Here is a 24,956-nt window from a genome sequence, read left to right on the forward strand (position 1 = left end):
TCTTCAGACAGTTGGTATCACTTAAGTTAGTGATAGTCGGTAAGTGTCAACGAAGTTGTCACCCCTGAGGTTCACTATGCAGCCTGCTTTTCCCACTCTGGGTTCAGCGTTACCTCCGCTTTCCACTGCCAGTTTCGCGTTCAATTCCGCCAGCTTAACCGTAAGCGTACAGCGAGACCAGCTAGGTTTTGGTGCCTGTTGGTAACGGGAGCATCGCTTCAGTTCCTGTATCAGCAGAGTCAGAAGCTTTTCGCTGACAGTGCCGTTGAGGCAGAGCGTCCCGCGCCGGAACGTTATCTCACAGCTCATACTGAGCGCTTCCGGGTCCTTTGCGGGCAATTCTGGCTGTACGGCATCGAGAGTCACAGGAAGTAGCTGAGGACTCTCTGAAGAAGGTAATAGCAGCTTTCCCTCGCGCCATTTGAACAGCTGATTAGCGTTAATGACATTTTCAAGCGCAAGTTTTGAGATGGATATTACGGGGTCGCAGGAGCCAGCAACGAGTTGCTGCTTAAACTCAGGAGAATAATTAGGGCAGCCTTTTCGTCTGCCGGGAATCCCATTTTTCTGCATATCTGACACTTTGGTTCCCACTACTCACTGGTGGACACTACTTTGTCGGGAACATCAGATTATGCCCAGACGGACCACGCTCTACGCTTACCGTCAGCTAGAGTGATACCGGCATCAATGTGCTCCTGAATAACGGTTTCATTACTGAACGGTGTGTCATTCAACGTCAGGCCATAGTGTTGCGATAACAGATGAGTCAGCAGCCGTTGCCAGGTTTCAACGGGTGACAGATAGGGCTGAGCCGCCCGTGTCGGGGATGATGATAAGGTTTACATGATGTTTGCTCCATGAGTTTAAGAGATAAGTGAAGAGTTAATGGGGTTCAGGCTTTTCGGTATAAACAGCGATGTAGACATAACCGCAGGAGCCGAGTGTATCGGCTTCGCAAGTCAGTCCATTGTGATATAGCGTGACGCAGTGCTGTTGCCTGGGAGAGAGTTCTCCGCTGGTGAGCATCAACTCCAGTTGTTTGAGCATCAACGGAAAAGCCTGGTCGAGGCGTAATGCTTCGTTGTCGCTGAAAGCACCGTTGAATCCGGCCCGGTCAGCGAGAAAATGCACCCGGTTGCCTTCCTGCACCAGACGGGCGCCAAAACAGGGTGTGATCGTGCGCTTTAGTCCCCACTGCTGGCAGGTAAGATTCTCCGGTTTGGTACCGGATTCTGAGTGATTGTTCATTATTGTTCCTGATTAAAGGGAAGGATTAATTAAGAGTGACACTTCGAAGAATGACATAGGGACCATTGCGATCCTGACGGCGTTCAGCAAAGACGGCCAGAACGCCGTGTATGTCCTGAACTTCCCGGCCAGCATAATGGCAGATACTGCCAGACCATTTATATTTGCCGGTACAGACGCGAAACAGTCGGGAGCCAGGATGTTGCCGGTACAGAGCCATGGCCTGGCGCTTACTGATGATTTTCATATCCAGCCTCGTTCTGCAAACGACACAATCCCATTCTGACCGACAACCAAGTGATCGAGCGTTTTCACATCAACCAGTCCCAGCACCTCCTTCAGTTTGTCAGTCATCTGGCGATCTGCTTTGCTGGGCTCCGGATCGCCGGATGGATGGTTATGCGCCAGCACGACAGCTGCAGCATTGAAGCGAAGTGCTGATTTCACCACCTCACGGGAATGGACCTGGACATGGTTAATCGAACCGGCGAACAGTGTTTCACTCTCCAGTAAACGATGCTGATTATCGAGATAGAGCACTATAAACACCTCCCGCTCCTGTCTGGCCAGCTGTAACCGGAGCCAGTCACGGGCTGCAGTGCTCGAGGTAAAGCCTATACCGGGCTGGCGCAGATATTTATCCAGAAGGTTGATAGCGCGGCGAATGGTCTGTTGGGCGTAGGGTGTCAGTCCGGAAGTCGTAGGGAGTAAACAGCCATGCTGAGCAATAACCGACACCGGAAAGAGTTCAGGCTGCGATAACAGTGGGGGATAATGCAGTATTCATGAGCGGTACCCCTCAGTCGATAAGATGCATAATGGAGTTGCACTCTGGATGGTTCAGCGCGAAATCACGCAGGCGATAATAGTGCTCAGTCATTGCGTCACACTCCGTACGACAGGCATGGTAGTTGTATGTCATAAGACAGGCGACTATCCCTGCCGCTTCGCCAGTAAGTTCCGCGCCGTTGCCGTTCATACTGTTAAACAATGCCCACTTCTCATCTTGCTCTGACTCGGGAGCCATAAAAGCGCCGCCGTTACTGAGCGTCGAAAAATTCCAGATACCGCCGTGATAATCGGTACACAGCCGGTCCATCCAGGCAAAGATTTGGGGCTCAAGGATTATCCATTGTGGGATGGTACCAAAGTGCTGTGGCCAGAAGCCTATGCGTAACTCGTCAGGGACCACTGAGGCAGTAATTGCTTTCAGCTCAGCGAACTGATGATTTTGTGTATCCATTAAATTATCTCCTTATGCCGGAACTGTTGTTTAACGCCCAAAAAACTCGAGCATATTTTCTGCCATAACCCACAGGGCACGATTGAGCTTCACGTCACCATCAATACCGGTAACGGCACGGGTGCGACTGCTTTTCCCCTGTGCGGTTCGTCCTGACATTCCCCCTTTCATCAGGTTCTCCTGCACGCGCTGGTATACGGTCCACAGGTCATCTCTGTAGTCCTCCCGGCGACGTGGGGTCAGCAGCTGCGATACCGTGATCGGCTGGTGTTCCTCACCAAATCGATACTTCAGTGCGGCATTTGCCAGTGCGTGACGAGCCGGTGCTGGCAGCGCCAGCGACTGCATTGCATCGCGTTTCTCATCCACTCGGTCAAATACCCCGACCACTTCGTAAGCCCCTTCTATTACCTTCTCAACGACATTACCTTTATGCGGCACCCGCACTTCTCCGAACGACTGACCGCAGACCAGGCCGTTGGTACAGACGCCACGAAACAGTCCCGGCAGCATCTGGTAGCTCGAGGAGCCGTCATGACTGTTGAGCAGTATGATTTCCGGCACCTGATGGCCGGTCAGTTGTCCGGCACGACGCAGACGAAGCATATGTTTGGTGTGCTCTCGCTTGCTCTGGTCGCGAACTTTTGTCTGGCAGGCAAAGAACGGCTCAAAGCCTTCACGCTGCAGGCTTTCGAGGATGGTGATGGTTGGGATATATGTATAACGATCCGAGCGCGATTCATGTTTGTCACTCCCGAACACGCTGGGCACATGACTCATTAGCTCTTCGTGGGTCAGAGGCCGGTCACGGCGTATCTGGTTTATGCGGCTAAAGCGGCTGGCTAATCTCATGGCTATCTCCTTTGAATGGGCATAAAAAAACCACTCCGAAGAGTGGTTCTGGATTGAGGGAAAGTATTCAGTGATGGGGCGGGGTTTGTTTATGTTGTTCTGGGGCTTTATCGTCAGGCAACGCAGGCGAATTGTCTCTGTAGGCCCGAAGATGCTGTAATCGTCTCAGAATCATAGGCTTGCCGTACTGGAGATATCGAAGACACCAATCACACGTAACGATCCTCCTGATGGACTGCGGTAAGCGCCGGTAGTCTTTTCTGCATGCGGATAACACAAAAACATCATCATTGAGTGCTTCCTCCGCAACGACGGAAAGCCCGTTGATAGCAGCGCGTTGCAGCCAGCCTCGATACTTCATCAGCGAGTGAGTTTTAGATACAGGTATAGACCGCTTGCCTGAATAAGAATTTTTCAGGCAAGGGTGGCGAGTTTTTTTATAAGGCGTATCAGGCTGAGTGTGGTCAGCGTGGCCCCGAGCGTCTGGCATACAACCGATTTGCTTCGCAGTAGTGTGAGTCCGGCGACACTGAAAACAACGGGCCAGGTCAGATCCAGTGGTTGCTCTTCTGGCACGGTATCGTCCGGCGATTTTGCGTTTTTCATTGGTAAGTCCATAAGACGTCCGGCATCGCAGGAAGCGTATACCGGACAGGGTGAGTGATTAGGGAAGATCTGCGGAGGCTATTTCCTGAGAAGCGTTAGTGGGGCCACTGTAAACGCCGACGTATTCATTTTGGGTAAAGATGATGACTGCATTGGTCTTTGGATCAAACGTGCACCCATTTAGTCCTGCAATTACCGCGCTTTTCCCCGAGCCTGTGTTTTTCACCATGAGCTTGTTGTCTGCGCAGGTGCTGGCTTTAACAAAACTCACCACATAACCGTCCTGCTCTGCGACGGTTTCGGTCGTCGTTGATTTTGGCGCAGGGGTACTTTCTTTCTGCCCAGTTACGCGCTCACGGCTGTAAGGAACATATTGAACCGCGTCGTTACGCAGGGTTGGCGGGTCGTTGTCCATGCTCAGATAAACAGGGCAATCAGCAGCGCCCACAGCACAGCTTTTACTGAAAATAGTGCGAGACGGCCAGCCTTTAGTGCCAATGTAGGCCGCGCCGGTTTCATCCAGGCAGTAGGTTTCCTCCCAAGCATAATTTTTGTTCTGGCCCGGCATGGTGCGGGTGGTGATGAGGCAGGTCAGGGCTTTAACAGGCTTTCCGTCGTAGCGAATAAAGTTCTGTTCAAGCGGTGAGGCGGCATACAGCAAAGGAGATATATTTGCCGCCGCAGCCTTACTTTGTGCCTCAGCGTTGAAACCCGCTTTATTGTTGAGTTTGACGCTGACGGCCTCATTGTTCATATAACGCAGCATTTCACCGCCGTTTTCCGTCAGAAAGAAGGTGTACCGCTCAGGGTGAATATGCCCCTGAATGGTGATGGCGGAGCTGAGTGCCGGGAACAAAAGAGCCGGGAGTAAAACCAGGCGTGAGAGTAATGTCGACATAAAGACATCCTTATTCATTACTGTTAACGATACGGGTGAACTTGTAGTGGGGGAGGGGATTAATGGCTAATGCAGCCTTCCCAGGTCAGGTCCTGCAATGCGTCATGCAGCCCAGCGGCTTTAAAGGGGTGAGATAAAGGTTTGTTCATCCGGGTGACTTCAATTCGACCATCATCATTTGTATTTTTAAGCGCCATAAAGGCCGCCTCGCCAGGCTGGTAATGGACGGAGTTGATATTCAGTCTCACTGTTTCCTGCCCTCCGTTGGGCGTTTCCGAATGAGCTGTATCTGCCGTGCTGTAACCTACGACTAGTTGGTTGTCTCTGCAGGTCAAAGTCAGGCGTTCGCCTGCGCTGTTGTCGGTGTTAAGTTCAAACTCCATCACATTGATAGTGCCAAACCAGCTCCCCCATTGTTGCTCCCGGCCTATGGCGTGCGAAGCGGCGCTGAACAGCGTGGCACTCAAGAGCAGTGCAGAGGTTATCTTCAACATAAAAAATCTTTACTGAGTGTTTTATAAGATAAAAATGGCCCCTGAGCTCTGTCTGAGGCCATCCAATCGTATGCATTTGGCAGGGGATGGGACAATCGTTAATACAGATCGGTTTGCTGAAATTGATCGCTTTTATCTATCATAAAAACGATCAATAACATTAAATTGATAGTTTTTGGCTATTATGGTTTGGGTATCGATCGGTGTCGCAGATCAACAAGATGCAGTCCGGAAATAGAGAGCAGTCCCGGTTCGTTTGAGTGATGTAGGCATGAAATTTTTTGCGATATTTTTTTAACGATACATTATTAATAACTCGCTTTGATGCAGGTTGTTATTAGTTTCTTCAGATGATTTAACTTCGGACCAAATAAGGACTATATTATGTAAGTTAATTGACGTTTTTAGATGTTTCCTTCTTCTATTGTAAACTTAACATGCAGAAGAATATCTGTGGCTGATTGGTATTATAATAATAAAGAAGTACTGTATTCAGTATTATAATAATCTATATCACACTCCCATCGCAATAATTCTTAATATATATAACTGTAATGCATTACATATCCAGTTCATCATATTGAGATGATTAATGCCAGAGGTTAAAAGTGAAAACATTCATCAGTCCTTTTGGACTAAGCAATCAGCATCATATGGATCGTATTCGTGAAACACTTGATAAGTCTTTACAGGAATACCCAAGGACGTTTGTGTTAAGTATCATACTAAGATTGCCTGACGAGAATTATGAAAATTACAAGGCAGACCCTAAATTAATAACCCGGTTTATTGAATCTTTGAAATCTCAGATTGAGCATACACAGAAACGTAAAGCCGCAGAGGGGAAACGTATTCGCACCTGTAATGTTCGTTATGCTTGGTCGAGAGAGTTTGGTGAAGAAAAGGGCAAAAAGCATTATCATGTGGCATTGATGCTGAATAACGATGTGTACTGTAATGCGGGTACCTATTATCCCATACAAGGTCTGTATATCCATAATCTGGCATTAATGATTATGAAAGCCTGGGTGAGAACGCTGGGTCTCAATGTCACGCCTGATTATCAAAAGTATTACCCGCTAGTGCATTTTGTTAAGGAAGGGGATTTCAGGCTGGATAGGAAGGGTAAAAACTTTGAGTACTATTACAGTCAACTTGACCGCAGTTTGTCCTATTTAACGAAGCTCGCCACGAAAGACAGTTCTGATGGCATGCGTAATTTTGGTTGCAGTCAGTCCTGATTATTTCTGGCATGGATAGGCTGTGATTTGAAAAGGCGTGTAGCAGCGTTGCAGCGGTTTCTGAGGCGGTCTATTGCTCTGTGCCGCAGTGCTGTAGCAATAGACCGGCTTTAAGAGAAGTTGATTGATTAATGAGCTTGCCAGGGGGTATTATGCGTACTTGTGGGCGTTAAGCTCGCTACGCCCGCTACAGGTAGCAATTGTAGCGGGGTAAATGAGATGTCTGCGTTAGTTTTAGAGACCCCGGGTGCTGAGATGTTACACACCGACGAGCCGGGACCAGAGTTAAAAGCCGGCAGGCTTTATAGGCTGGTAAGGTGGCAGGATAACAAATCTACCCAATGGCTGCATATCAGGTGGCGGAACAATAATACCCATAGCGTTCATGGTTGAAATATAAATTGGGTTGTTGGGGTGACTTTGAACGCTATATATCTGTCCTTTGATGGATAAATAATTAAGCAGCGAATTCAGCTTATCACTCTTACGCAAACGGTTAGGGCCGTATTTTAATGCGTAATTCTTTCTAATCGGTCTGCCGTAATTCTGATGAATTCTTTCGATGATCCATAAGCGCAGTTCCTCTGCATCCTGTTCGAGTTGGTACTCGGGTGTGAGTTTATAAAAAAGAGTAGCAGCATGGTCGAGATACCACTCCATTATACAGGCCGCACGTTCCATCGATTCGAGTGTAATAGTCTGACTGCCAAGGTGACTGAAGTAATGGAGCGCCCCGGCAATACGCAGTGTGTTTGTGTTTGCCTTTTGGACCATATCAGAAATGCATGACCATGGCTGATGAGGTATTGCCTTAGCGACCCATTGCTCGCGTTTAATCGCCCAAAAATTACTGGCCTGAGCATCTGGCATCAATTGCACTTTATTCATGTTACCTGAATCGATTTGAGCTTTCTGAGCTGCCAGCAGGGATTTTATTCTGTCATGAAATTCAGGCAGAGCATTTTCATTCTGAAGTTGAGGTGTTGTATTAAAACGATATCCAAAAGGAACGGTGTGGTTGAGGGGAGGCACACTGGCAAACAAAATACGGGATAAAAAGCCACTGGCTTTGGCTGTATCACCCTGCTTCTTCAGGTAATCTAAACAAATCGCTGGCTGTACCATAAGCAGAATGGTGAGCAGTGGTTTGATGCCAAAGCTTTCACGATTACCACGGTTATAATTATAAATGCCGCCATCCCAGGCCGTGTTAAGAAACCCAAGATGGTTTTTGAGGTCACTGTTAAAAAAAGTGATGGCTTCATCAGTGATAAGAGCTGCGCTGGAATAGCGGCGCAACCCCTCAATGAGGGCCGCAGGTGAAACATCGTTGTAAAGGATGTCAGGATTCACCGGCGCTTGCGGCGCGTTTGAAGAATGCAGAATCAGTTCGGCCTGCTCATCCGCGCCGTTATCCCCTTTTTTAATGGCTGCACGAAAACGACTTTTTAATGCCTGCCGCGCTGTGTTCCAGACATCAAGCTCATCCTCGTAGGCTGCAAGCTTGCATTTGTAATCCTGTTTGATTGCCACGGCAAAATTGTAAAACGGAGCCATGACCTGATTCTTAATGGTCGTTTTACCCATGCCTGATTCGGCCATCGTCATGAAATAAAGTGCACACGGCTCTGCTTTACCGGTATAGGGATTGATTACTTCAATCAGTGACTGGCAGGCGAGAGAGATGGATGTCAGCAGGATGTTCGCGATGAGTTCAGACGGGACGTTATTCCCATTCTGAAGCTGACGAAAAACATTTTGTATGTCTGATGAAAGAGCATTAACAGGGAAGGCTGAAGCTAAGGCTGCGGCTTCGGCAAGTGTAGTGGCTGGTTTATGAACCATGATATTCATCCTTTGATCAAGTAGCGGCATAACTGAAGTGCCTTACCCCGGCGGGTAAGGGCACTCAGTGTTGTTGCTTTTGGTATTTGGGTTTTCTTGTGAGCGATGACTGAAAAGAAAAGGTAGAACGGGATCAGCCAGCTTTGCGCAACAGAACCCATTCATCCAGCTCGGACTCGAGCCAGCCAACAGATTGCTTACCGAGGGGGTAAGGCTTCGGGAACGCCGGATCGTGGCGTGGGGATTTGGCGTTAAGCCAGTCGTAGATGGTGGAACGCGCGATGCCGAGTTTGGCCGCAACTGCTCGCATACGCAGGATTTTTACCGTCTGGGTGTAGGTGGTCATCTTTCTACCTCATTGAACTGTATGGATGTAAGTTATTTGTTTAATAACGGCTCTCCGTTATTCAATACCTGAGCCGACTGGCTGGTATACGATGGATGGTAATGAAGTCGAATAGTGTCTAAAATTGGCAATTACCACTTACTTTTTTTGACACTAACTTATGCCAGCCACAACATCCGTACACAAAGCAGCGTTTGATGCTATCGACAGTCTTCACTTCAGTCAGGTGATGATGAGTCACATATGCGCAGACCCCGTTGCAGAAGAGTGCTATCGACGTATTTTTTGTAGAATCAACAGCATACTTCAGAGGGAAGGGATAACCGGAAAACAGGCTCAGATAGCCAAGCATTATTTGCTGGGGGCTCTTGAAATCTACTTGTCGATTGATAGCAACTATTTTGCGGGCACAGTTGAGCATAATAAAGGTGTTGATGGTGGTGCACCTTATAACAGAGAACTTCTCGAGCAATTTGTTGAACACAACCAAAATTACAGTATCGCTTTACTTTGCAATATTGCTGATTTTAATGGCGTCGACAGAGAGTTCTTTTTTCAGGCAACGGAAGAGTTATTTAATGATAAGATGTTATCTCCCATGCCGCGTTTTATCAGATATCGTCTTACCGAATGTTGCTATGCGCTTGAATATCCTGATGCTCCTCTCTTTTTTTATCGGGAGTTGGTGAGTCTGGGTATTGTTTTGTGTGGGAAATACTCACATAATCGTGACCAGTTTTTGAAGAAGTCTGATTCAGAATTATCACTTTTGTTCATTCGTGCAGGCTTACTTTTTGAGTTTAAGATGCTGCAAAGAGCAGTGCAGGTGATAACCTCCCTCAATAAAAATGGTACTCTTTTTTTACCCGCTGCAGATCTCCGAATGTCCTTTACAGAGCGCAAGAACATTGCTGATTACTATAAAAGACTTGTTGATGTGTGGTTGCTGGAAGATAAGCCTGGTTCCTTTGTGGTTTTTAAGTGTAAAAGCGATGTTTCAGATTTAGATGTTAAAATACTTCTTAAAAATATGAACAAATTTTATTTTCATAAACGAATGTTTGATGGTACACAGGGAAGTTGGCTGGGAACACTGGGAGCATTTGATATTGAGGTTAGCCGTTGGATAGAACCAGAGTTGGCGATTTATTACGAGGGTAATAATAGTCTTACAATTTCAGAAAAAATTAGATCTAAGTTTATGGGGTTTGGTTTTAGTGTATCAGCTAGAAATTTGTATTTGAGGCATAAAGCGGTAAGAAAAAATAGTTACCCTAAAATTCGATATTATTATACCCATTTATTGAATCAGCCATGCATATTCCCCTGGTATCTTAATGACAATAGTTGTTACGACATGGCTCTGGAGTTTGATGGTTATCAAGACTTTGCTGGATAAATAAAATTTAAGGCGAGTCCACTGTAAAAGATTCTCGTTCAGGCGATACACAGGCCTTCAGGCATCCCCGTCTTCGTCATTTTGCTCGGCGCACGCATCATGGCCAAAGCCTCTGCAGCCTTACCGTCGTAGTCATGCAACATCAGTGTTCCGTCGAACAACTGTTTTATGTGTCTGCTGGTACTTATCAGCGCCTTCTGGCGCTGGGGTAGGATCACTCTCAGGAAGGATTTATATTTGAACATAGTTCTTAAACAAGTGGGTTTACGTCATTACGCGAATCTACAGGCCATGCCGATTGCTAACCCGATGCCCAAAAACACTGTGACATGAATCAGTTAGAGTATATTTAAGGATTGGTATTTTTTAGCGAAGCGGTAATATGACTTGCCGTGTCAATTCTTTCTAATTGTGCCTCAACAGCATCAAGGTGGAAGGACTCGAGCTTACGGCGTGGCGCTAAGCTGCTACAGGTTGGCGCATCCCTATACGGATTGAGAGGAGCCACAATGTCAGCAGCAGACGCCACTACATCATTATCTGGACAGATATCCCTTCGGTTTGTTGAGCTTTGCCAGTTCCGCCGACTTGGTAAGGTCCAGCTTGAGATTGATCCTAAGACTACTATTCTCGTCGGTGCTAATAATAGCGGCAAAACATCAATTCTGGCAGCGCTGCGCCACTTCCTCGCAGATGGCTCGTCATTTGGTGCTTTCGACATCAGTGTTTCTCAATGGCCAAAATTGCGGGAACTTGGAAGAGTTTGGGACGCATTAGAAGAAGACCCGTCTACGTCTGGCGCATCCGAAGATGAATGGGAAGAGCAACTTGGAACCTTAATTTCGGCGATGCCAACGCTAGATCTATGGTTCGATGCTAAGGCCGGCATGTTCCACTATGTCTCCCCGTTCTTGTCAAAATTCAGTTGGAAGGGGGGCGGGGTAGGTGTCCGATTGCGTCTGGAACCTGCTACGAACATTGAGGATCTGAAGCAGTTGGCTTGGAAGTATCACCTGACGAGAATACCTGTGAAGGATATGGGAAAGGATTCGCTTGCGTGGCCGATTGATCTTCTTGATTTTTGGCTGCGAGAACCTTCTCAACTCGGCCAAGTTCGGGCCTACAAGTTAGATGCCGATAACAACCCTTTGGACGGGATAAAGACCTACGTTAGCCAGGTACTGGATGCTGACTCAAGCCCAATTGATCGTAAGCATCTTCAGAAACTTATAAAAGTAGACTTTGTGGCTGCACAGCGTGGCCTTGGTAGTGAGGAAGCTGATTCCCGGTCTGCTTCTGGCACCCATCGCATAGGTTTATTCTCCAATCAGCTTCTCAAATTTGCTCGACAGCATCTAAATGTGGCAGCAACAGGTCATGGGCACCGAGCTGACCTCATAAAAGCTGTTGCTGATGCCCAGCAGGAACTAGATAAAAAGATTCATGAGGCTATTGGACCATCGGTAGAAGAGGTTAAAGAGCTTGGGTACCCCGGCTTGCATGACCCCCAAGAGATTCGTTTCCGCACGCGCATACAGACAGCCGAATTACTCGACCATGGGACAGCTGTTCAATACAGCATGCAGAAGGATTCACTAGAAGAGCTTCTCCCGGAATATTCCATTGGTCTCGGTTATCAGAATTTACAGTCCCTTAGTTACCAACTAGTTTCTTTCAAAGCTGCTCGCCTAAATCCTGAAAAGGGCGCTCCCGCACCTGTTCATCTGGTTATGATTGAGGAGCCCGAGGCTCATTTGCACGTACAGGTACAACGTATTTTCTCGGGTAAGGCACATAAGCTCATCAGTCCTAACGGTAGCGATGAGTCAGGTCTTAAAAGCCAACTGATTATCAGTACTCATTCTAGCCATTTAGCTCATGCTGAGAATTTTGACCGGCTACGATATGTTCGCCGCGTTGCCAAGAGTGAAGAACAAAACATGCCTACCACTGAGGTGGTTAATCTTGGGCAAGTTTTTGGTGATGATAAAACAACCCGTCAATTCGCTGAACGTTATTTTCGCGTTCAACACACAGATCTTTTATTTGCCAATGCTGCAATCTTTGTCGAGGGGGTTGCTGAACGAATGCTGTTACCTCTTTTCATTGAAAGAGATTTTGCAACACTCAACAGTCGCTATCTGTCCTTCCTTGATATTGGTGGCAGCCATGCTCATCGGCTAAGAGCTCTCGTTGAAAGACTCCGTATTCCAACTGTAATTATTACTGATATCGATCCAGTTGAAGAAAGACCAGGTAAGCCAAAAAAAAATGGGGATCCGACTACAACCTTAGTTGCTGTGGCTAATACAGGACAACCCGGACTGCAATGTGGGAACCCGACTCTTCGCGGATGGCACCCTAAGTTGCAACAGCTTGAGGATTTCAAGAACCCGAAAAATGAGCATCTTGTCTGGAAAGAAATTGCCGAGTGTTCTGTACGTTTTGCATGGCAGTTGCCTGTAGTCGAAGCTGATGGTCAATGGCCAAGTACTTTTGAAGACTCTCTAATTCTGAGAAATATCCCTTGGTTTAAGCAACTTATTGATGAAAAAGTCGATGGCGATGGGAAGCAAATCAAACCGCCGAAGGGAGCACTGGGCTCAGTAGCAAGACAGGTCGCTGAAAATGATAATATTCCAGAACTGCTCGCAGCTCTGCATAAATTAATGCATGGATCTTTTAATAAAGGAGACTTTGCCGCAAGTATCTTTGAAATGGTTGCTGCGGATGAGCCGATAGTCTGTCCTAAATATATCGAGGATGCATTGGAATGGCTCCAGACACAGCTTGAGCCAAGCAAGGAGGTGATGCCATGACTAACTCATCAGCCCTTGACGACAATGATCGCGATGCAGGGGTAGTTGAAGAGATTTGCGGCTACCTTACAGACATACCACCCCGTAACTACTTCCTTTTTGCAGGGGCTGGTTCTGGTAAAACACGAACTTTGGTAGAAGTTTTGCGTCGCCTTACTGGTGTGACTGAGCATGAGAAGGGGGGACAATTAGCACGGTCCCTGAAGATGTATGGGCGTTCGATTAGAGTTGTGACCTACACCAAGAATGCTGTCTCTGTAATCAACAGACGTCTTGGGGACAATAATTTAGTCAGTGTGTCTACCATCCATTCGTTTTGCTGGGAGTTAATTAATGGGTTCAACGATGACATTCGGGAGTCCCTTATAGCAGTAAAAGAAGCTCAACTCGCTAAAGAGACTGCAGAGGCACAAGCGAAACCGAGGGGTATTACTGCAGCAAAACAGCATGACCTTGACGAAATCACGAATGAAATCGAGGTTCTTCGGACAACTGAAGTATTCAAATACCATCCCGATCGCAATACATATGGACCTGGTGCACTACCACACAATTACGTACTCGATGCGACAGCTTGGTTGCTTCAAAATAAGCCAACACTCCAATCCATTCTCAAAGATCGACATCCAATCATACTGATTGATGAGTCGCAGGACACGATGAAAGGTGTACTGGACTCCTTGATGGTGCTTGCCAAAAAAAGTGAGAGAGATTTGACTCTTGGTCTGCTGGGAGATCATCGACAACGAATTTATATGGATGGTCATGCCGATCTTCCAAGCATTGTTCCGGAAAGCTGGGCAACGCCTGAGTTACAAATGAATCATCGCAGTCAACGGCGGATAGTCACACTGATTAATAAAATCTGGGAAACTGAATTTGAAGGCAGGACACAACCTACAAAGGGTTCAGCACAACATCCCCGAACGGAAAAAGCTGGTGGAACGGTTCGGCTCTTCTTGGGGGATACATCACGAAGTCCAGAAGATAAAGTGCTTAGTGAACGCTGGTGCGCTGAGCGAATGTTTGAAATTAGTGGTTTAGCAGATTGGAATCAAGGGCAATATCAGTTGCTTGCGCTTGAGCATAAGCTTGTCGCCACTCGTGGCTCGTTTCTTGATGTCTATGAGGCAATGGTTCTGTTAGATCCCAACGCTGCAGCACCATCTGGCAGTGGGGACAATAAGGGGCCTTCAACAGTACAAATTTTGCTTAATGAGCTGGCGCATTTAGAAGCCTGCGTCAGTGATGAAGGAATCGTTAATGAGTTTAAGGCCACCGAGGTTTTTCGACGTTATGGCGGTTTAGGCAATATGCCTGAGGACTCAGAAGCAAGAGTTGAACGTACTGATGAAATGCTCGAGGCGATAGCGATATTTGCAATGGCTTGCGCCAACTCTGAGTCAACGATCGCTGAGGTGTTAGCGCCAGTCTTGAGTGCAAACTTATTCGAGGTTGATCATCGACTCCTAGAGGCTTATGTCGACAAGTCACCAGCCCCGCAAGCTCCTGGACGTGGTGAGGATGAGTCAAAGCAAACCAGAATGCGCCGCGGATGGTGTGCACTGTTTGCTTCTCCATGGAAACAACTTAAGTGCTATCGGAATTACCTTGCTGGGATTTCAGAGCTCGCAACACATCAGGTAGTTAAAGGCTCTGAGTTCAATCACGTCATGGTTGTAATGGATGATGCTCTTGCTGGTGGGACTCTCATCAAGTACGACAAAGTTTTTGGTGGTACGCAGTTAAGTCCAACAGATAAAAAGAATGCAGAGGCTGGTAAGGAGACAACAATTGACCGGACTTTACGTTTGCTGTACGTGACTTGTAGCAGGGCGCAAGAATCGCTCGCCTTAGTGCTTTGGTCGTCCGATCCAGCTGCAGCAATGGCTCGAATCAAGGAGAGTCAATGGTTTGCTGAAGATGAAATACAAATAATCACATAATGCTTCAGACATATTTGATATTAGTTGGAAGATATCGCACTGAATCGCCACAGATCACCTATGCACTTAAAGAAACGAAAATGTAGCATATGCAGGAATGCTCATATCGGCTATAACCCCTCTCTCTGGAGGGGGGCTGTTCTCATTTTGTTCTTGCGCTTGTTTACAAATTCTGGGATCTTTATCGTTAATAAATTAGGAGTAAACACAGTGGCTTATCAATAGCTTGTGTTGTTACTGGAACGCTGAGTTGTAAACCTTAGTGGCGCGAGATTCATTCTCTCGTTGCACTTATTTGAATGTAGATGACGGTAAGGACATCGAAATAAATCGGACGGGATTTAGGAAATGGCCAAAGCAAGGATCAAGTACCATGCTAACGAGCATAGCATTTTGTATGGGGAAACAGGGGGATGTTGCCCGCTCTGTAGACTATCTATGATGTTTAAAAAGGCAAACTCTAAACATCCAACTATCGGTTATGAGATTGCTCACATTTATCCTTTAAACCCGAACCCTGCACAAGCAAAAGCTTTGGAACGATATTCAGCTCCAGATGATATTAATGCTCTTGATAACGTGATTCTACTGTGTCCAACTTGTCACACAAAGTATGACAAAGATTTTAAGATTGAAGAATACTCTAGGCTCCGTGATATTAAAGATGGCTTTCTTAGCGAGACGCAGGCAAGGCTTACCGCATCCCAGTATGTCCTTCAGGATGAGGTTAAAGAGATATTGGATCTTATAGCTACTGGTGATGAAAGTTATGGGGACCTGTCTGAAACTAAACTCGATGTTAGTTCACTAAATGAAAAGCTTAAGACCGGTATCAGTCCTTTACAAAAGAGAGAGATTCGGAAAAACGTTATCGATTTTTTCGTACCAATCAGAAACCATATTCGTCTAATCGAGCAGCGGGATCAGGCGGCGATAAGAATATTGCAGAATCAAATAAATTCATATTATCTAGTTATGGAAAGGCTGCATCCCGAAAACAAAGATCTTATTTTTAACTATATCTCAACATGGATATGTTCAAGAACAGGAAAATCTCTTTTAGCATCTCAAATCCTTGCTTCTTTTTTTGTTCAAAATTGTGAGGTATTCGATGCTAATTCCAACTAAGTTTACAACGCTTGAAGAGTCCACTATTTTCAAAATGCATGTAATTTTAGAGAATGAAGAAAAAAGCGAGATATTATCTAATTTGTTAGTTAGAACTGCGGGAAGGTTCCAGGATGTTTCAGAGTGTCTACATGCTTTAGACATCCTTTATGTTTTAGGTTTGATTGATTTTGATATCTCGACTGGAACGATAAATTATGCTGACTAAAATAATCTGTTCATTATTAAATCGTGGTGAAATATCTTTTCATGCTGGGTTGAATGTTATTCTTGGTGATGATGATGCCAAAAATTCCATTGGAAAATCTTCTGCATTAATGATAATTGATTTTGCTATGGGAGGAACGTCACTGCTGGAGGATAAGGCTGGTATTATCAAGTCAATGGGGCATCATGCCTATATTTTTGGATTTGATTTTAATGGGGTGAAGTCTTTTTTCAGTCGTTCAACTAATGAACCGAGTATTATCCTGGTTTGTACTAAGGACTATCAAGTTACAGGTAAGATAAGTATTGAGGAATACACGGCTAAACTTAAAAAGTTATATGATTTAGAATATTTAAGAAATAGCTTCCGCTCGCTGGTGAGTCCTTTTAGTCGAATCTGGAATAAAGGTGCTTTGGACCCAGAACAACCATTTTTCAGTGATGCTAGAGAGGCCGCAGGAGTTGCTATTGGACGACTTATCGATCTTTTTGAACGTTCAGATGATATAGCTGAAGAGAAATCTATTCTGGATGCACATAATGAAAGAAAAAAAATCATTTCTAAGTCGATGAGTGAGGAAATAATACCTAAGATTAATAAAACTCAATACAAGGCCAATCAAAGTATTATTACTAGTAAGATGAATACTATTGAAGCTTTAAAGCAGGGGTTTACAGGAGCTCTTAGTGCTTATGAAGCACTTTTCGATGAGAGCCTACGTAAACTGCAACAGCAGCAAAATCAACTGGCTAACCAACGAAACGAAATACTGACAAAAAAAGACCGTATCGAACGAGATCTCTTAGGGATAACACCGAAATTGAGTGCTAATATTGCTCTTGTTCAGGAGTTTTTCCCCAATGTTGATGCTAAACGACTTGAACTGGTTGAGTCTTTTCACCAAAATATTAGTAAAACGGTCCAGAAAGAGCTTAGGAAGGATCTTGCTTCATATTCTGAGCATATATCAAATCTCAATGTTGAAATTAGCGATTTAGAGGACAATATACGTACCAGTTTAGCTTCCAAAGGAACACCGGATGACTTGTTTGCTCGAGTTTTTGAGCTAAAAGAGTTTGTGGACAAAGCCTCTGAAGAGAACAAGTTTTATGATAAAAAAGAAGCTATTAAGAGAGATGTATCTTTATCAAAAAAACGTCTGGAAGATATCTACGACAGTATTTTTCTTGATATTGAGACTTCATTGAATAAAAAACTGAAAGGCTTCAATCAAGTTGTTTATGGGCCGAAGCGAAATGCGTCGCAACTTAGAATAAAAAGTGCAAGTTCATTCAGTTTTATCTCTCCTGAAGACACAGGTACCGGGAAGGCTTACGCTGGTTTAGTTGGCTTTGATCTCGCTATGCTTTCACTCACTCATCTACCATTCATCATCCATGACTCGGTGCTCTACAAGAATATTGAGGTGCCAGCGACAAGAAACATCATTCGAATATTAGCATCAGTGAAGCGTAAGCAGATATTCCTTGCGTTTGATGAAGCACCAAAATTTGGGGCGATGGCAGAGGGAATATTGCGTACTCACACTGTGCTTAAATTGAGCGATAATGAATTGTTATACAATAAGGACTGGAGAGAGCAGCAATAACTTGCTGCGTTATTAGCATTGTGTAAATGCTCTAAAAAGTTTTTGATGAAAGTTTGGTTAACACTGGCACCTTAAATCTGAGCTAATACGTCCAAGCTAATAGTTTTCTGTTTATTAGCGCAGATGTTGAAAAAAGCCTGAAACTTCCCAGGCCTGTTCATGAATGAAAGCAGATACCCGAGGTTAAGCGCCTGAAGTCGCTTGAGGAAGAGAACGCCAGACTCAAGAAGCTGCTTGCCGATGCTGGATAATGAGGCACTTCAGGTGGCTCTGGGGCGAAAGTACTGATGACAGACCAGAAGCGGGAAGCCGTTGAGTTTATGTGTGATGCGACCGGTCTGTCGCAACGTCGTGCCTGCAGGCTTACAGGTTTGTCCCTGTCGACCTGCCGCTATGAGGCTCAGCGTCCGGCGGCTGATGTGCATTTATCAGAGCGCATCACTAAGCTGGCACTGGAGCGCAGGTGTTTTGGCTACCGCCGTATCTGGCAGTTACTGTGCCGTGAAGGCCTTCATGTTAATCACAAGCGCGTGTATCCGGCGACGATAAGAACGGACCAGGGGCCGGAGTTCACCTGCCGCGCACTGGATCAGTGGGCCTTTGAGCATGGTGTTGAGTTACGCTTAATCCAGCCGGGCAAGCCAACGCAGAGCGGATTTATTGAGAGCTTTAACGACGATTTCGCGATGAATGTCTGAATGAGCACTGGTTCAGCGATATCGTTCACGGCAGGAAAATCATTAATGACTGGCGGCAGGATTATAACGAGTGTCGTCCACATTCAGCCCTGAATTATCAAACGTCATCAGAGTTTGCAGCACGGTGGTGAAATGAAAAATGTGAAGGTAAACAAACCGACATTACTAACTGACGGTTGTATCTAATACTGGTGGCAGGTCAACAGCCATACTCAAATCCACGCCGTTCAGCATCACTGAATCGATACAAGTTTAAACTCATCGAGGCAGTAACTGTCTCTTTGTGTCAAGAGTTGACGTTCACGAACGACCGGTTCTTACTGGAGCTATGGAGACACATTTTTAAGCGTCAGCAGTATCGGAAATATGGACGAAAACTATGCTGTTGCGTAAATTCCAGATTTGCGAGGCTGCCAAACACTGACACATTTTACGTAGTAACGTAAATTGCAAATCGGCGCATGCATTCTCACATTGGGGGAATCTAAAGCGGACGCTTATGAGGGTATCGGCCAGTTAATCTTTACAGTCTTGACTTCTAATAATTACATGCACTAGCTACCATGCAGGTGAGTGGTTACTATCGTGAAGCCGCACTTCCACCTGTCGTACCCAGCTTATCAGCGTTTAGCTGGCTGGTCCTAACTCGAGAGAGAGAAAGCATATGCAGTCAGATCTTATTAAAAAAAGAATCATTGGTAACCTAATCGGCGAGGTCGTCGAGCTGGATGCTTCTTCTCTCGAAATCGTTGGACATAGTCTCATTGAATTGCTCGAGGAAAATCGCCTAATCCATCACGGGCTCAATAAAGAATATAGGCCTGTTGGATACACTGTCGACACCTTTTCGCAAGGTTTCACGGTCGCCGGTGAATACAGCGCAGAGAAAGAGTACTTCCATGGCAAGGTTAGCAAAGCGTCAGCCGGGCAAGATACAGAGGGCGACAATCCCGAAGCCCCCGTTACGACTTACGCTAAGATCGAGAAAGATGTTCAGCATGTCCTTGACCATGCAGCAGGTAAGTTGCCCCAAAAAATCTATCTGATATGTAGCCAGGAGGAGCCAGAATCTTTTCGCGCGAAATTCAATTGCACGGCGATCGCTCAGGAGCATGGAGAGCGTCTTAACATTCTTGATGCACGCGAGTTGGCAAGGCTAATCTTCGAGTTCTCCACGCAGAATCACACGGCTGCTGCTTTCTATACCGGTTTTTTCCCTGGTTTTTCCCAAGACCTCGACAACTATGCCTATTATGGCAAGGCTCCTGCATCATGTGAAAATCACGTCTCCGATGCTGCTGTGGTGGTTGCAATACGCGACCACTTCGCTCAGGGAAACCGTGTTTGTCTACTAACCGGCATCAGCGGCTCTGGTAAGACGCAGGCGACTATCGACTACCTGCATCAGGAAGGTTCGCGTTACGAAAACTACTTATGGATCTCTGGGGGGGACTGGAAGCCGGACTCCTCGCTAAGTTCAGTTCAACGCGCTAGAGGTGGCGTCGCTGTTAATGTGGCGGGCATCTTCAATAACTATAAGACGTTGCTTGTTATCGACAGCTTGGAGCGTGAGTTAGTCGAGAACTCACTTGATGATCTCTCGAAGGGGTTCGAGCGAGGTGGTCATGTAATAGTAACTTCACAGCTCAATCCAGCGAGCAAATCAGTGCTTCATATGCCTACAGCCTCGGTGGAGGTGGCTGCCGCCATTTTGGGCGAGGACAGTAATAGGCTAAGTGCAACAGCAGCAAAATTTATCGAGGCTTGTAGATTCTCCCCCCTTATTCTCGCAACTGTTCGTAAGCTGGTCGAAGCCGAAAACGTACCGCGCGAAGAAGTCTATGAAGAAATACTCGCCGAACCGCAGGTCATTTCAGATAGTAATGGCGCAGCAATTATGGGCAATATCTTGCAGAGATTGGACTCAAGATATCTCCTTGGTCTGGAAAAGATTGCAAACTCTGGATCATTCTCGAATGACGCCAAGTTTCTCGGGCATTTCCTAGGGCACGCCGTAAAGTTTCACCTTCAGCGTCTGTCGATACTAAAACCTGCAGTCGCGCCAGGGCTTCTGTCTGTGCACGACCTCATCTGCCAAGCCGTTCGTGACAAACCAGATGTCGAACTCATTGCCACCGCCGTTTCGCAGTATGTTGAAAAGCACTCGGGGGAGATGCTCCCTAGTGTAATTCGACAGATTCACTTATGCACATCTCAGCTTACGGAAAGCTATAAGCGACGTCAGACCCAGCAGCCAGATTGGCTGACTTACGCTTTGTTGCAACTGGATAGTGGCCGTAATCTTGTAAAAGATCAGGAACTTCATCGCCGAAGTATTCACTGCGGAGCGCCATTGCAAGAGCTGCTTTGTGTCATCGATGCGCAAGAGGCATTTGCCTATTCACTGGATCATGACGCTCGACTTCAGTACTTCGGTGCTTGTGCAGAAGAATATGGCAAGGCTCAGCAAGGAGATCCAGCATCTGAAGAGAATCTCGAGCTTTTGCACCATCAGGGCAAGGCATTGCGCCGCTGCGGTAGATTTGAAGAGGCTCTGAGCTGCTTTCAAAAGCTTCTAGAGATTCGTCCCGAGTGGCATGCAACTTATCTGCAGATTGCGCATATGGGGACACAGAACAAGGCCGACGAATCAATTAAAATGGCGGGAGCGCATGCAATGCAAACTCTCGTCGAGCGAGTTATCGCAGCTCCGTGGGATGTTCCATTACGAGTCTCATTAGCATCCGTCGCGCGACTTCGCTCCTATTGGAAGGTTGCCAACGAGGCGGTGAGCAATACTGAGCAGGTGCAGTCTCTTGCAGATGTGATTGCTCTGTCGGCTTTAGAAGGACTAGACCAATTTTATGAGGCCTACCTGTCTTTCACCTCCATTTTTGCCTATCAGCATCCGGAGATTTGCGTGGCGCTGGCTGAGGGATTCCCAGAGATTCTCTCCATGCCACCCGAATTGGTTGATAAGAGCCAATGGATTAGTGCGTGCGAGTCGCTTGGTAATACTGCAGTAGCAGCAGGCGAAGCAGGAAAGACTGATTTACGCGATAGAATCACGGCGGCCGGAGTTGTATTTGCCACGGCACTAGGGAGTAAACCTGGATTCAGGAGTTATGACGCACGCGCAATCGCCAAAATGTACCTTTTAGCCGGAATGTCGGATGAGGCGTTGGATACAATCTTGAAGATTCCGCCTGAAGTCCTCAACATGGACCATTGGCTATTGTATCGCAAGGCAGAGGCAGAATTAGGAGTTGGCAAACTTGGCGATGGATTGAAGACCGCTGAACGTGCTCTTGTGCTTGCCAAAGACGATAAAAAAGGGCTTGAGCGCATCGCTAGTTATCATGAGTTGCTTAGTAAATGCCATGAAGCCTTGGGTGCAACAGAGGCTGCAATCGAGCAAGCGGAGGCCGCGCTGGAGGCGTGCCAGGCAGGGAAGTATAAAAATGCGTTGGTGGGGAGATTGGAAGAGCTGAAGCGGCGAGAAAGCACCCATTTACCGGGGGCTTAGGATTTTCCTGGTCCATTCTTGATCGGATGCAATTGGTCGTTTACAGCCTGTCAAGACAAGCAGAAAACTGCCATGTGTTTGCTGTCGTAACACACAGCAGTCACTCCCTAGCATCCCTAAGTTGATCCTAATATGTGTTAGACAGTCGATTAGATTCTACTGTCGCTGTATTCAAAATTGCTGATAAGTTCAGCATGATAATTACACGGAAATTTGATGAACATCTTTGATTTCGACCAAGGCAATGCTGGTGAGAATTTGGCTGCAAGTGTGTTATCTCTAATTTTCAATGGAGAAGCTCTACGTGAGACCATGCGTGGAGAAGGAATAGGGGCCCTTGATCTTCAGTTGAAGTATCCAGTCAATTTTCCCAGCCCAACCCACGCACAAGTAGCAGTGCAAGTTAAAACCGGATCAAGCTTCGGGCGGTGGACGCCGACAAAAAATCGATGGCGCTTACAGAATATTGATAAAGATCACTTGAGAAAGTGGAAAGCTACCAATCAACCCGTAATTTTAATTTGGGTACGCCTTGATCCAGAAACAAAGATTTACTGGAAGCTCATCGACAAAAAAACGCCAATTGAGACCTTATCAGTTTCTGAAAATCACATTCTGACACCAGCCTCCAGATTTGAAATCGAGCGACTTATACATAAACAGCGCGAACCTATACGTGGAATGGGAAGGTTTACCGTTCCAGTATTCACCACTACTGCTCAAGTACGAGAATGGTCTCGTCCTAGATTTTCTAAAATCCGAGGAATTGTATCCAGCTGCCTTGGAACGATATCCATCAGCAATTATGCATGGCGACATCTAACAAGAATAACACGAGCCCAATCGCATATTCGAGATAGCTTGACAGTCTTGCCATTTGCCAAACAAATACTCGGAAAAACTCCGCACCAGATCCAAACTCTGCCTGGAACAACAGTGCAGAATGGAAACAAGATCTTCGTAAACAGAAAAGTGCTGGCGGTGTATAGAAACGTGCATTTCTCAGATAAAGGCAACTGCGTAGTATATTTAAGACTAGATGAGCAAATCATCTATGAAGACAACTGGAAGGAAAGAGCTTTGATTAGGCAGAAAGTCTTTCAAGAGCTTAGGCTGGAAAGCATTTATAGGAAAACAACGAAGAATTAGGGCGCGTCCCCCCTCTTCACAATCCTGTCCTACTCGCAGACATAAATGCCTTTGAGATCAAACACATACCTGAGAAGCGCGTGTAGGTATGATCGCGCGCGAGAGCCGGGGAGCGCGCGATCAAATTACAGGATACACCGATTTTGTCAAGAGAAGGCTCTGGCTATACTTGCAAAGCGAAGAGACCTTTTGAGTCAAAGCTGACCACCCTGATTCGATTGTAATCTACCTACTAAATCGGTCAGGGCTAATGCTATTTTTTACAGGGAAACTAGTCATTCAAACCAGTCCAACTAGAAACTTAGCCAACGAGTTTAAACACCCTCTTCCCGTTTTCAACACTACTTCCGCTGTCGGCCTTGCTTACCAAATCAGCCCACCATTGCATCATCGGTCGCCGTTGCTCAAGATAATCACTACGGTTATAAGCGCGACGTACCTCATTTTTGTCTACATGAGCTAGTGCTGCCTCAATAACATCAGGAGGAAATCCTTCTTCATTGAGTGCCGTACTGGCGATAGAACGCAAACCGTGAGATACGAGTACGCCTCCTAAACCAGCGCGCTTGAGTGCCGCATTCACAGTCTGGCTGTTCATCGGCTGGGTTGGTTTGATGCGACTGGGAAAGATAAACTCTCGGCCACCACTGAGTGACTTCATCATTTCCAGAATAGAGAGAGCCTCATCGGATAGTGGAACCGTATGGTCCCGGTTCATCTTCATTCGAGCAGCAGGAATTTTCCATTCGTTAGCATCAAAATCGATCTCATCCCATCGAGCCTCCGCGGCTTCGGCAGGACGGGTAATGGTGAGAAGCTGCCACATGAACAGACACCGCGTGGACACACTGATACTTGCAGTACGCATGGTCTGCATTAGCTGCGGAAGTTGGTCCGGGCGGATGCTTGGCATGTTCTTCTTTTGCGGTTTCTCGAATGCTTTCCCGATGTTCACGCTGGGAACCGCATCAATCAGGCCTGTGTTCTGCGCATAAATCATGACTTCGTTAATACGCTGACAAAGGCGGCGAACAGTCTCTAATGCACCTCTGGCCTGAACCGGCTGAACAGCTTTAACCAGAGTATGAGCCTTAATCTCAGTGACGCTGATATCACCGATTGCTGGGAAAACATCTCTCTCAAGCGAACGCCAGATATCGTCGGCATAGTCCTCTGTTACGCTGGCTTTTTTCACATTCCACCAACGCTCGGCAACTAACAAGAAGGTGTTGATTTTGGCCTCTTGTGAATTCCTCACCTGTTCTTTCTGGTGTTCCTGAGGATCAATATCTTTTGCCAATAAAACTCGAGATTCGGCTCTGAGTTTACGCGCATCAGAAAGTGAGACAGCAGGGTAGGCACCGAAGCTCTGCTTGGTTCGCTGCTTTGTCAGAGGTCGATAGTAACGGAACTGCCAGAGCTTACTACCGCTGGACTTGATTAACAGAGTAAGCCCGTCACCATCATACAGCTGGTAATCGGCATCTTTAGGTTTGGCGGCTTTGATTTCCGTATCGGTTAACGGCTTGGTTTTTCTTGCCATGGGAGTCTCCATGCGTTTAGGCCCAACGAAAACAATAGAGCTTTTCGTTGGGCCTATCAATGGGCCTAAAAGGTTCGGATTTAATTAGTTCTCTTCGGACTTCGCGGGACAAATTGAGGGCACAAAAAAGCCCGCAGGGCTTGCGCCGTGCGGGC

The 24,956-nt window shown here is 46.4% G+C and carries 20 protein-coding genes and 3 pseudogenes; 10 read left to right on the forward strand and 13 right to left on the reverse strand.

The window, feature by feature from the left end:
- Positions 1–21: 21 nt before the first annotated feature.
- The 10 genes and pseudogenes from PU624_RS22300 to PU624_RS08490 form a co-directional block, all read right to left on the reverse strand.
- A complete protein-coding gene (locus PU624_RS22300; RefSeq protein WP_101506319.1) occupies positions 22–573 on the reverse strand; it encodes a transposase in 552 nt (183 codons plus the stop codon).
- Positions 574–665: 92 nt separating this feature from the next.
- Positions 666–803, reverse strand: a pseudogene (locus tag PU624_RS08450) (TA system toxin CbtA family protein); the annotation flags it as partial.
- Positions 804–885: 82 nt separating this feature from the next.
- Positions 886–1,251: a type IV toxin-antitoxin system YeeU family antitoxin gene (locus PU624_RS08455; RefSeq protein WP_101506320.1), complete on the reverse strand. Its 366-nt coding sequence runs from the start codon at positions 1,249–1,251 to the stop codon at positions 886–888.
- Positions 1,252–1,276: 25 nt separating this feature from the next.
- The gene (locus tag PU624_RS08460) at positions 1,277–1,498 is read right to left on the reverse strand and encodes a DUF987 domain-containing protein (protein WP_283547266.1); all 222 of its coding nucleotides are present in this window, start codon (positions 1,496–1,498) and stop codon (positions 1,277–1,279) included.
- Positions 1,495–2,038, reverse strand: a pseudogene (gene radC / locus PU624_RS08465) (RadC family protein). Before radC ends, PU624_RS08460 begins: the two are co-directional and overlap by 4 nt.
- Positions 2,039–2,050: 12 nt before the next feature.
- Positions 2,051–2,494 (reverse strand): antirestriction protein, encoded by a 444-nt coding sequence (locus tag PU624_RS08470; protein WP_283547268.1) that lies wholly within the window; start codon positions 2,492–2,494, stop codon positions 2,051–2,053.
- 30 nt (positions 2,495–2,524) lie between these two features.
- Entirely contained in the window at positions 2,525–3,346 is an 822-nt protein-coding gene (locus PU624_RS08475) for a DUF932 domain-containing protein (RefSeq protein WP_283547269.1), read from the reverse strand.
- 414 nt (positions 3,347–3,760) lie between these two features.
- Positions 3,761–3,952: a hypothetical protein gene (locus tag PU624_RS08480; protein WP_283547270.1), complete on the reverse strand. Its 192-nt coding sequence runs from the start codon at positions 3,950–3,952 to the stop codon at positions 3,761–3,763.
- 58 nt (positions 3,953–4,010) lie between these two features.
- Entirely contained in the window at positions 4,011–4,850 is an 840-nt protein-coding gene (locus PU624_RS08485) for a hypothetical protein (protein ID WP_283547271.1), read from the reverse strand.
- A gap of 59 nt (positions 4,851–4,909) precedes the next feature.
- On the reverse strand, positions 4,910–5,344 hold the full coding sequence (locus PU624_RS08490) for a hypothetical protein (protein WP_283547272.1): 435 nt from the start codon (positions 5,342–5,344) through the stop codon (positions 4,910–4,912).
- A 608-nt stretch (positions 5,345–5,952) separates the two neighbouring features.
- Between PU624_RS08490 and PU624_RS08495 the strand changes: the two genes are divergently transcribed.
- Positions 5,953–6,585 carry an inovirus Gp2 family protein gene (locus PU624_RS08495; RefSeq protein WP_283547273.1) on the forward strand — a complete coding sequence of 211 codons (633 nt, stop codon included), beginning with the start codon at positions 5,953–5,955 and terminating at the stop codon, positions 6,583–6,585.
- Positions 6,586–6,870: 285 nt separating this feature from the next.
- Here the strand turns inward: PU624_RS08495 and PU624_RS08500 are convergent, their stop codons facing one another.
- Positions 6,871–8,430, reverse strand: a complete 1,560-nt coding sequence (locus PU624_RS08500; protein ID WP_283547274.1) for a YfjI family protein — start codon at positions 8,428–8,430, stop codon at positions 6,871–6,873.
- 133 nt (positions 8,431–8,563) lie between these two features.
- A complete protein-coding gene (locus tag PU624_RS08505; RefSeq protein WP_149617814.1) occupies positions 8,564–8,776 on the reverse strand; it encodes an AlpA family phage regulatory protein in 213 nt (70 codons plus the stop codon).
- Between the two features lie 160 nt (positions 8,777–8,936).
- Between PU624_RS08505 and PU624_RS08510 the strand changes: the two genes are divergently transcribed.
- The 9 genes and pseudogenes from PU624_RS08510 (at position 8,937) to PU624_RS08545 (ending at position 23,258) form a co-directional block, all read left to right on the forward strand.
- Positions 8,937–10,175, forward strand: coding sequence for a hypothetical protein (locus PU624_RS08510; protein ID WP_283547275.1), 1,239 nt, complete (start codon positions 8,937–8,939; stop codon positions 10,173–10,175).
- 509 nt (positions 10,176–10,684) lie between these two features.
- Positions 10,685–12,994, forward strand: a complete 2,310-nt coding sequence (locus tag PU624_RS08515) for an AAA family ATPase (protein WP_283547276.1) — start codon at positions 10,685–10,687, stop codon at positions 12,992–12,994.
- Entirely contained in the window at positions 12,991–14,940 is a 1,950-nt protein-coding gene (locus PU624_RS08520; RefSeq protein WP_283547277.1) for a UvrD-helicase domain-containing protein, read from the forward strand. Before PU624_RS08515 ends, PU624_RS08520 begins: the two co-directional genes overlap by 4 nt.
- Positions 14,941–15,288: 348 nt before the next feature.
- On the forward strand, positions 15,289–16,068 hold the full coding sequence (locus PU624_RS08525) for an ABC-three component system protein (protein WP_086527710.1): 780 nt from the start codon (positions 15,289–15,291) through the stop codon (positions 16,066–16,068).
- A gap of 34 nt (positions 16,069–16,102) precedes the next feature.
- Positions 16,103–16,276 (forward strand): ABC-three component system middle component 7, encoded by a 174-nt coding sequence (locus tag PU624_RS22230; protein ID WP_349372162.1) that lies wholly within the window; start codon positions 16,103–16,105, stop codon positions 16,274–16,276.
- Positions 16,266–17,885, forward strand: a complete 1,620-nt coding sequence (locus PU624_RS08530) for a DUF2326 domain-containing protein (protein WP_283547278.1) — start codon at positions 16,266–16,268, stop codon at positions 17,883–17,885. The genes PU624_RS22230 and PU624_RS08530 overlap by 11 nt, the downstream gene beginning before the upstream one ends.
- A gap of 170 nt (positions 17,886–18,055) precedes the next feature.
- Positions 18,056–18,714, forward strand: a pseudogene (locus tag PU624_RS08535) (integrase core domain-containing protein); the annotation flags it as partial.
- A gap of 533 nt (positions 18,715–19,247) precedes the next feature.
- Positions 19,248–22,109 carry a tetratricopeptide repeat protein gene (locus PU624_RS08540; RefSeq protein ID WP_283547279.1) on the forward strand — a complete coding sequence of 954 codons (2,862 nt, stop codon included), beginning with the start codon at positions 19,248–19,250 and terminating at the stop codon, positions 22,107–22,109.
- A gap of 216 nt (positions 22,110–22,325) precedes the next feature.
- Entirely contained in the window at positions 22,326–23,258 is a 933-nt protein-coding gene (locus PU624_RS08545; RefSeq protein ID WP_283547280.1) for a DUF4365 domain-containing protein, read from the forward strand.
- Between the two features lie 301 nt (positions 23,259–23,559).
- On the opposite strand, the gene PU624_RS08550 is transcribed toward PU624_RS08545, so the two are convergent.
- Positions 23,560–24,801 carry an integrase gene (locus tag PU624_RS08550; protein WP_137469059.1) on the reverse strand — a complete coding sequence of 414 codons (1,242 nt, stop codon included), beginning with the start codon at positions 24,799–24,801 and terminating at the stop codon, positions 23,560–23,562.
- Positions 24,802–24,956 lie beyond the last annotated feature (155 nt).

This window comes from Pantoea sp. Lij88, from assembly GCF_030062155.1.
Classification (GTDB): Bacteria; Pseudomonadota; Gammaproteobacteria; order Enterobacterales; family Enterobacteriaceae; genus Pantoea.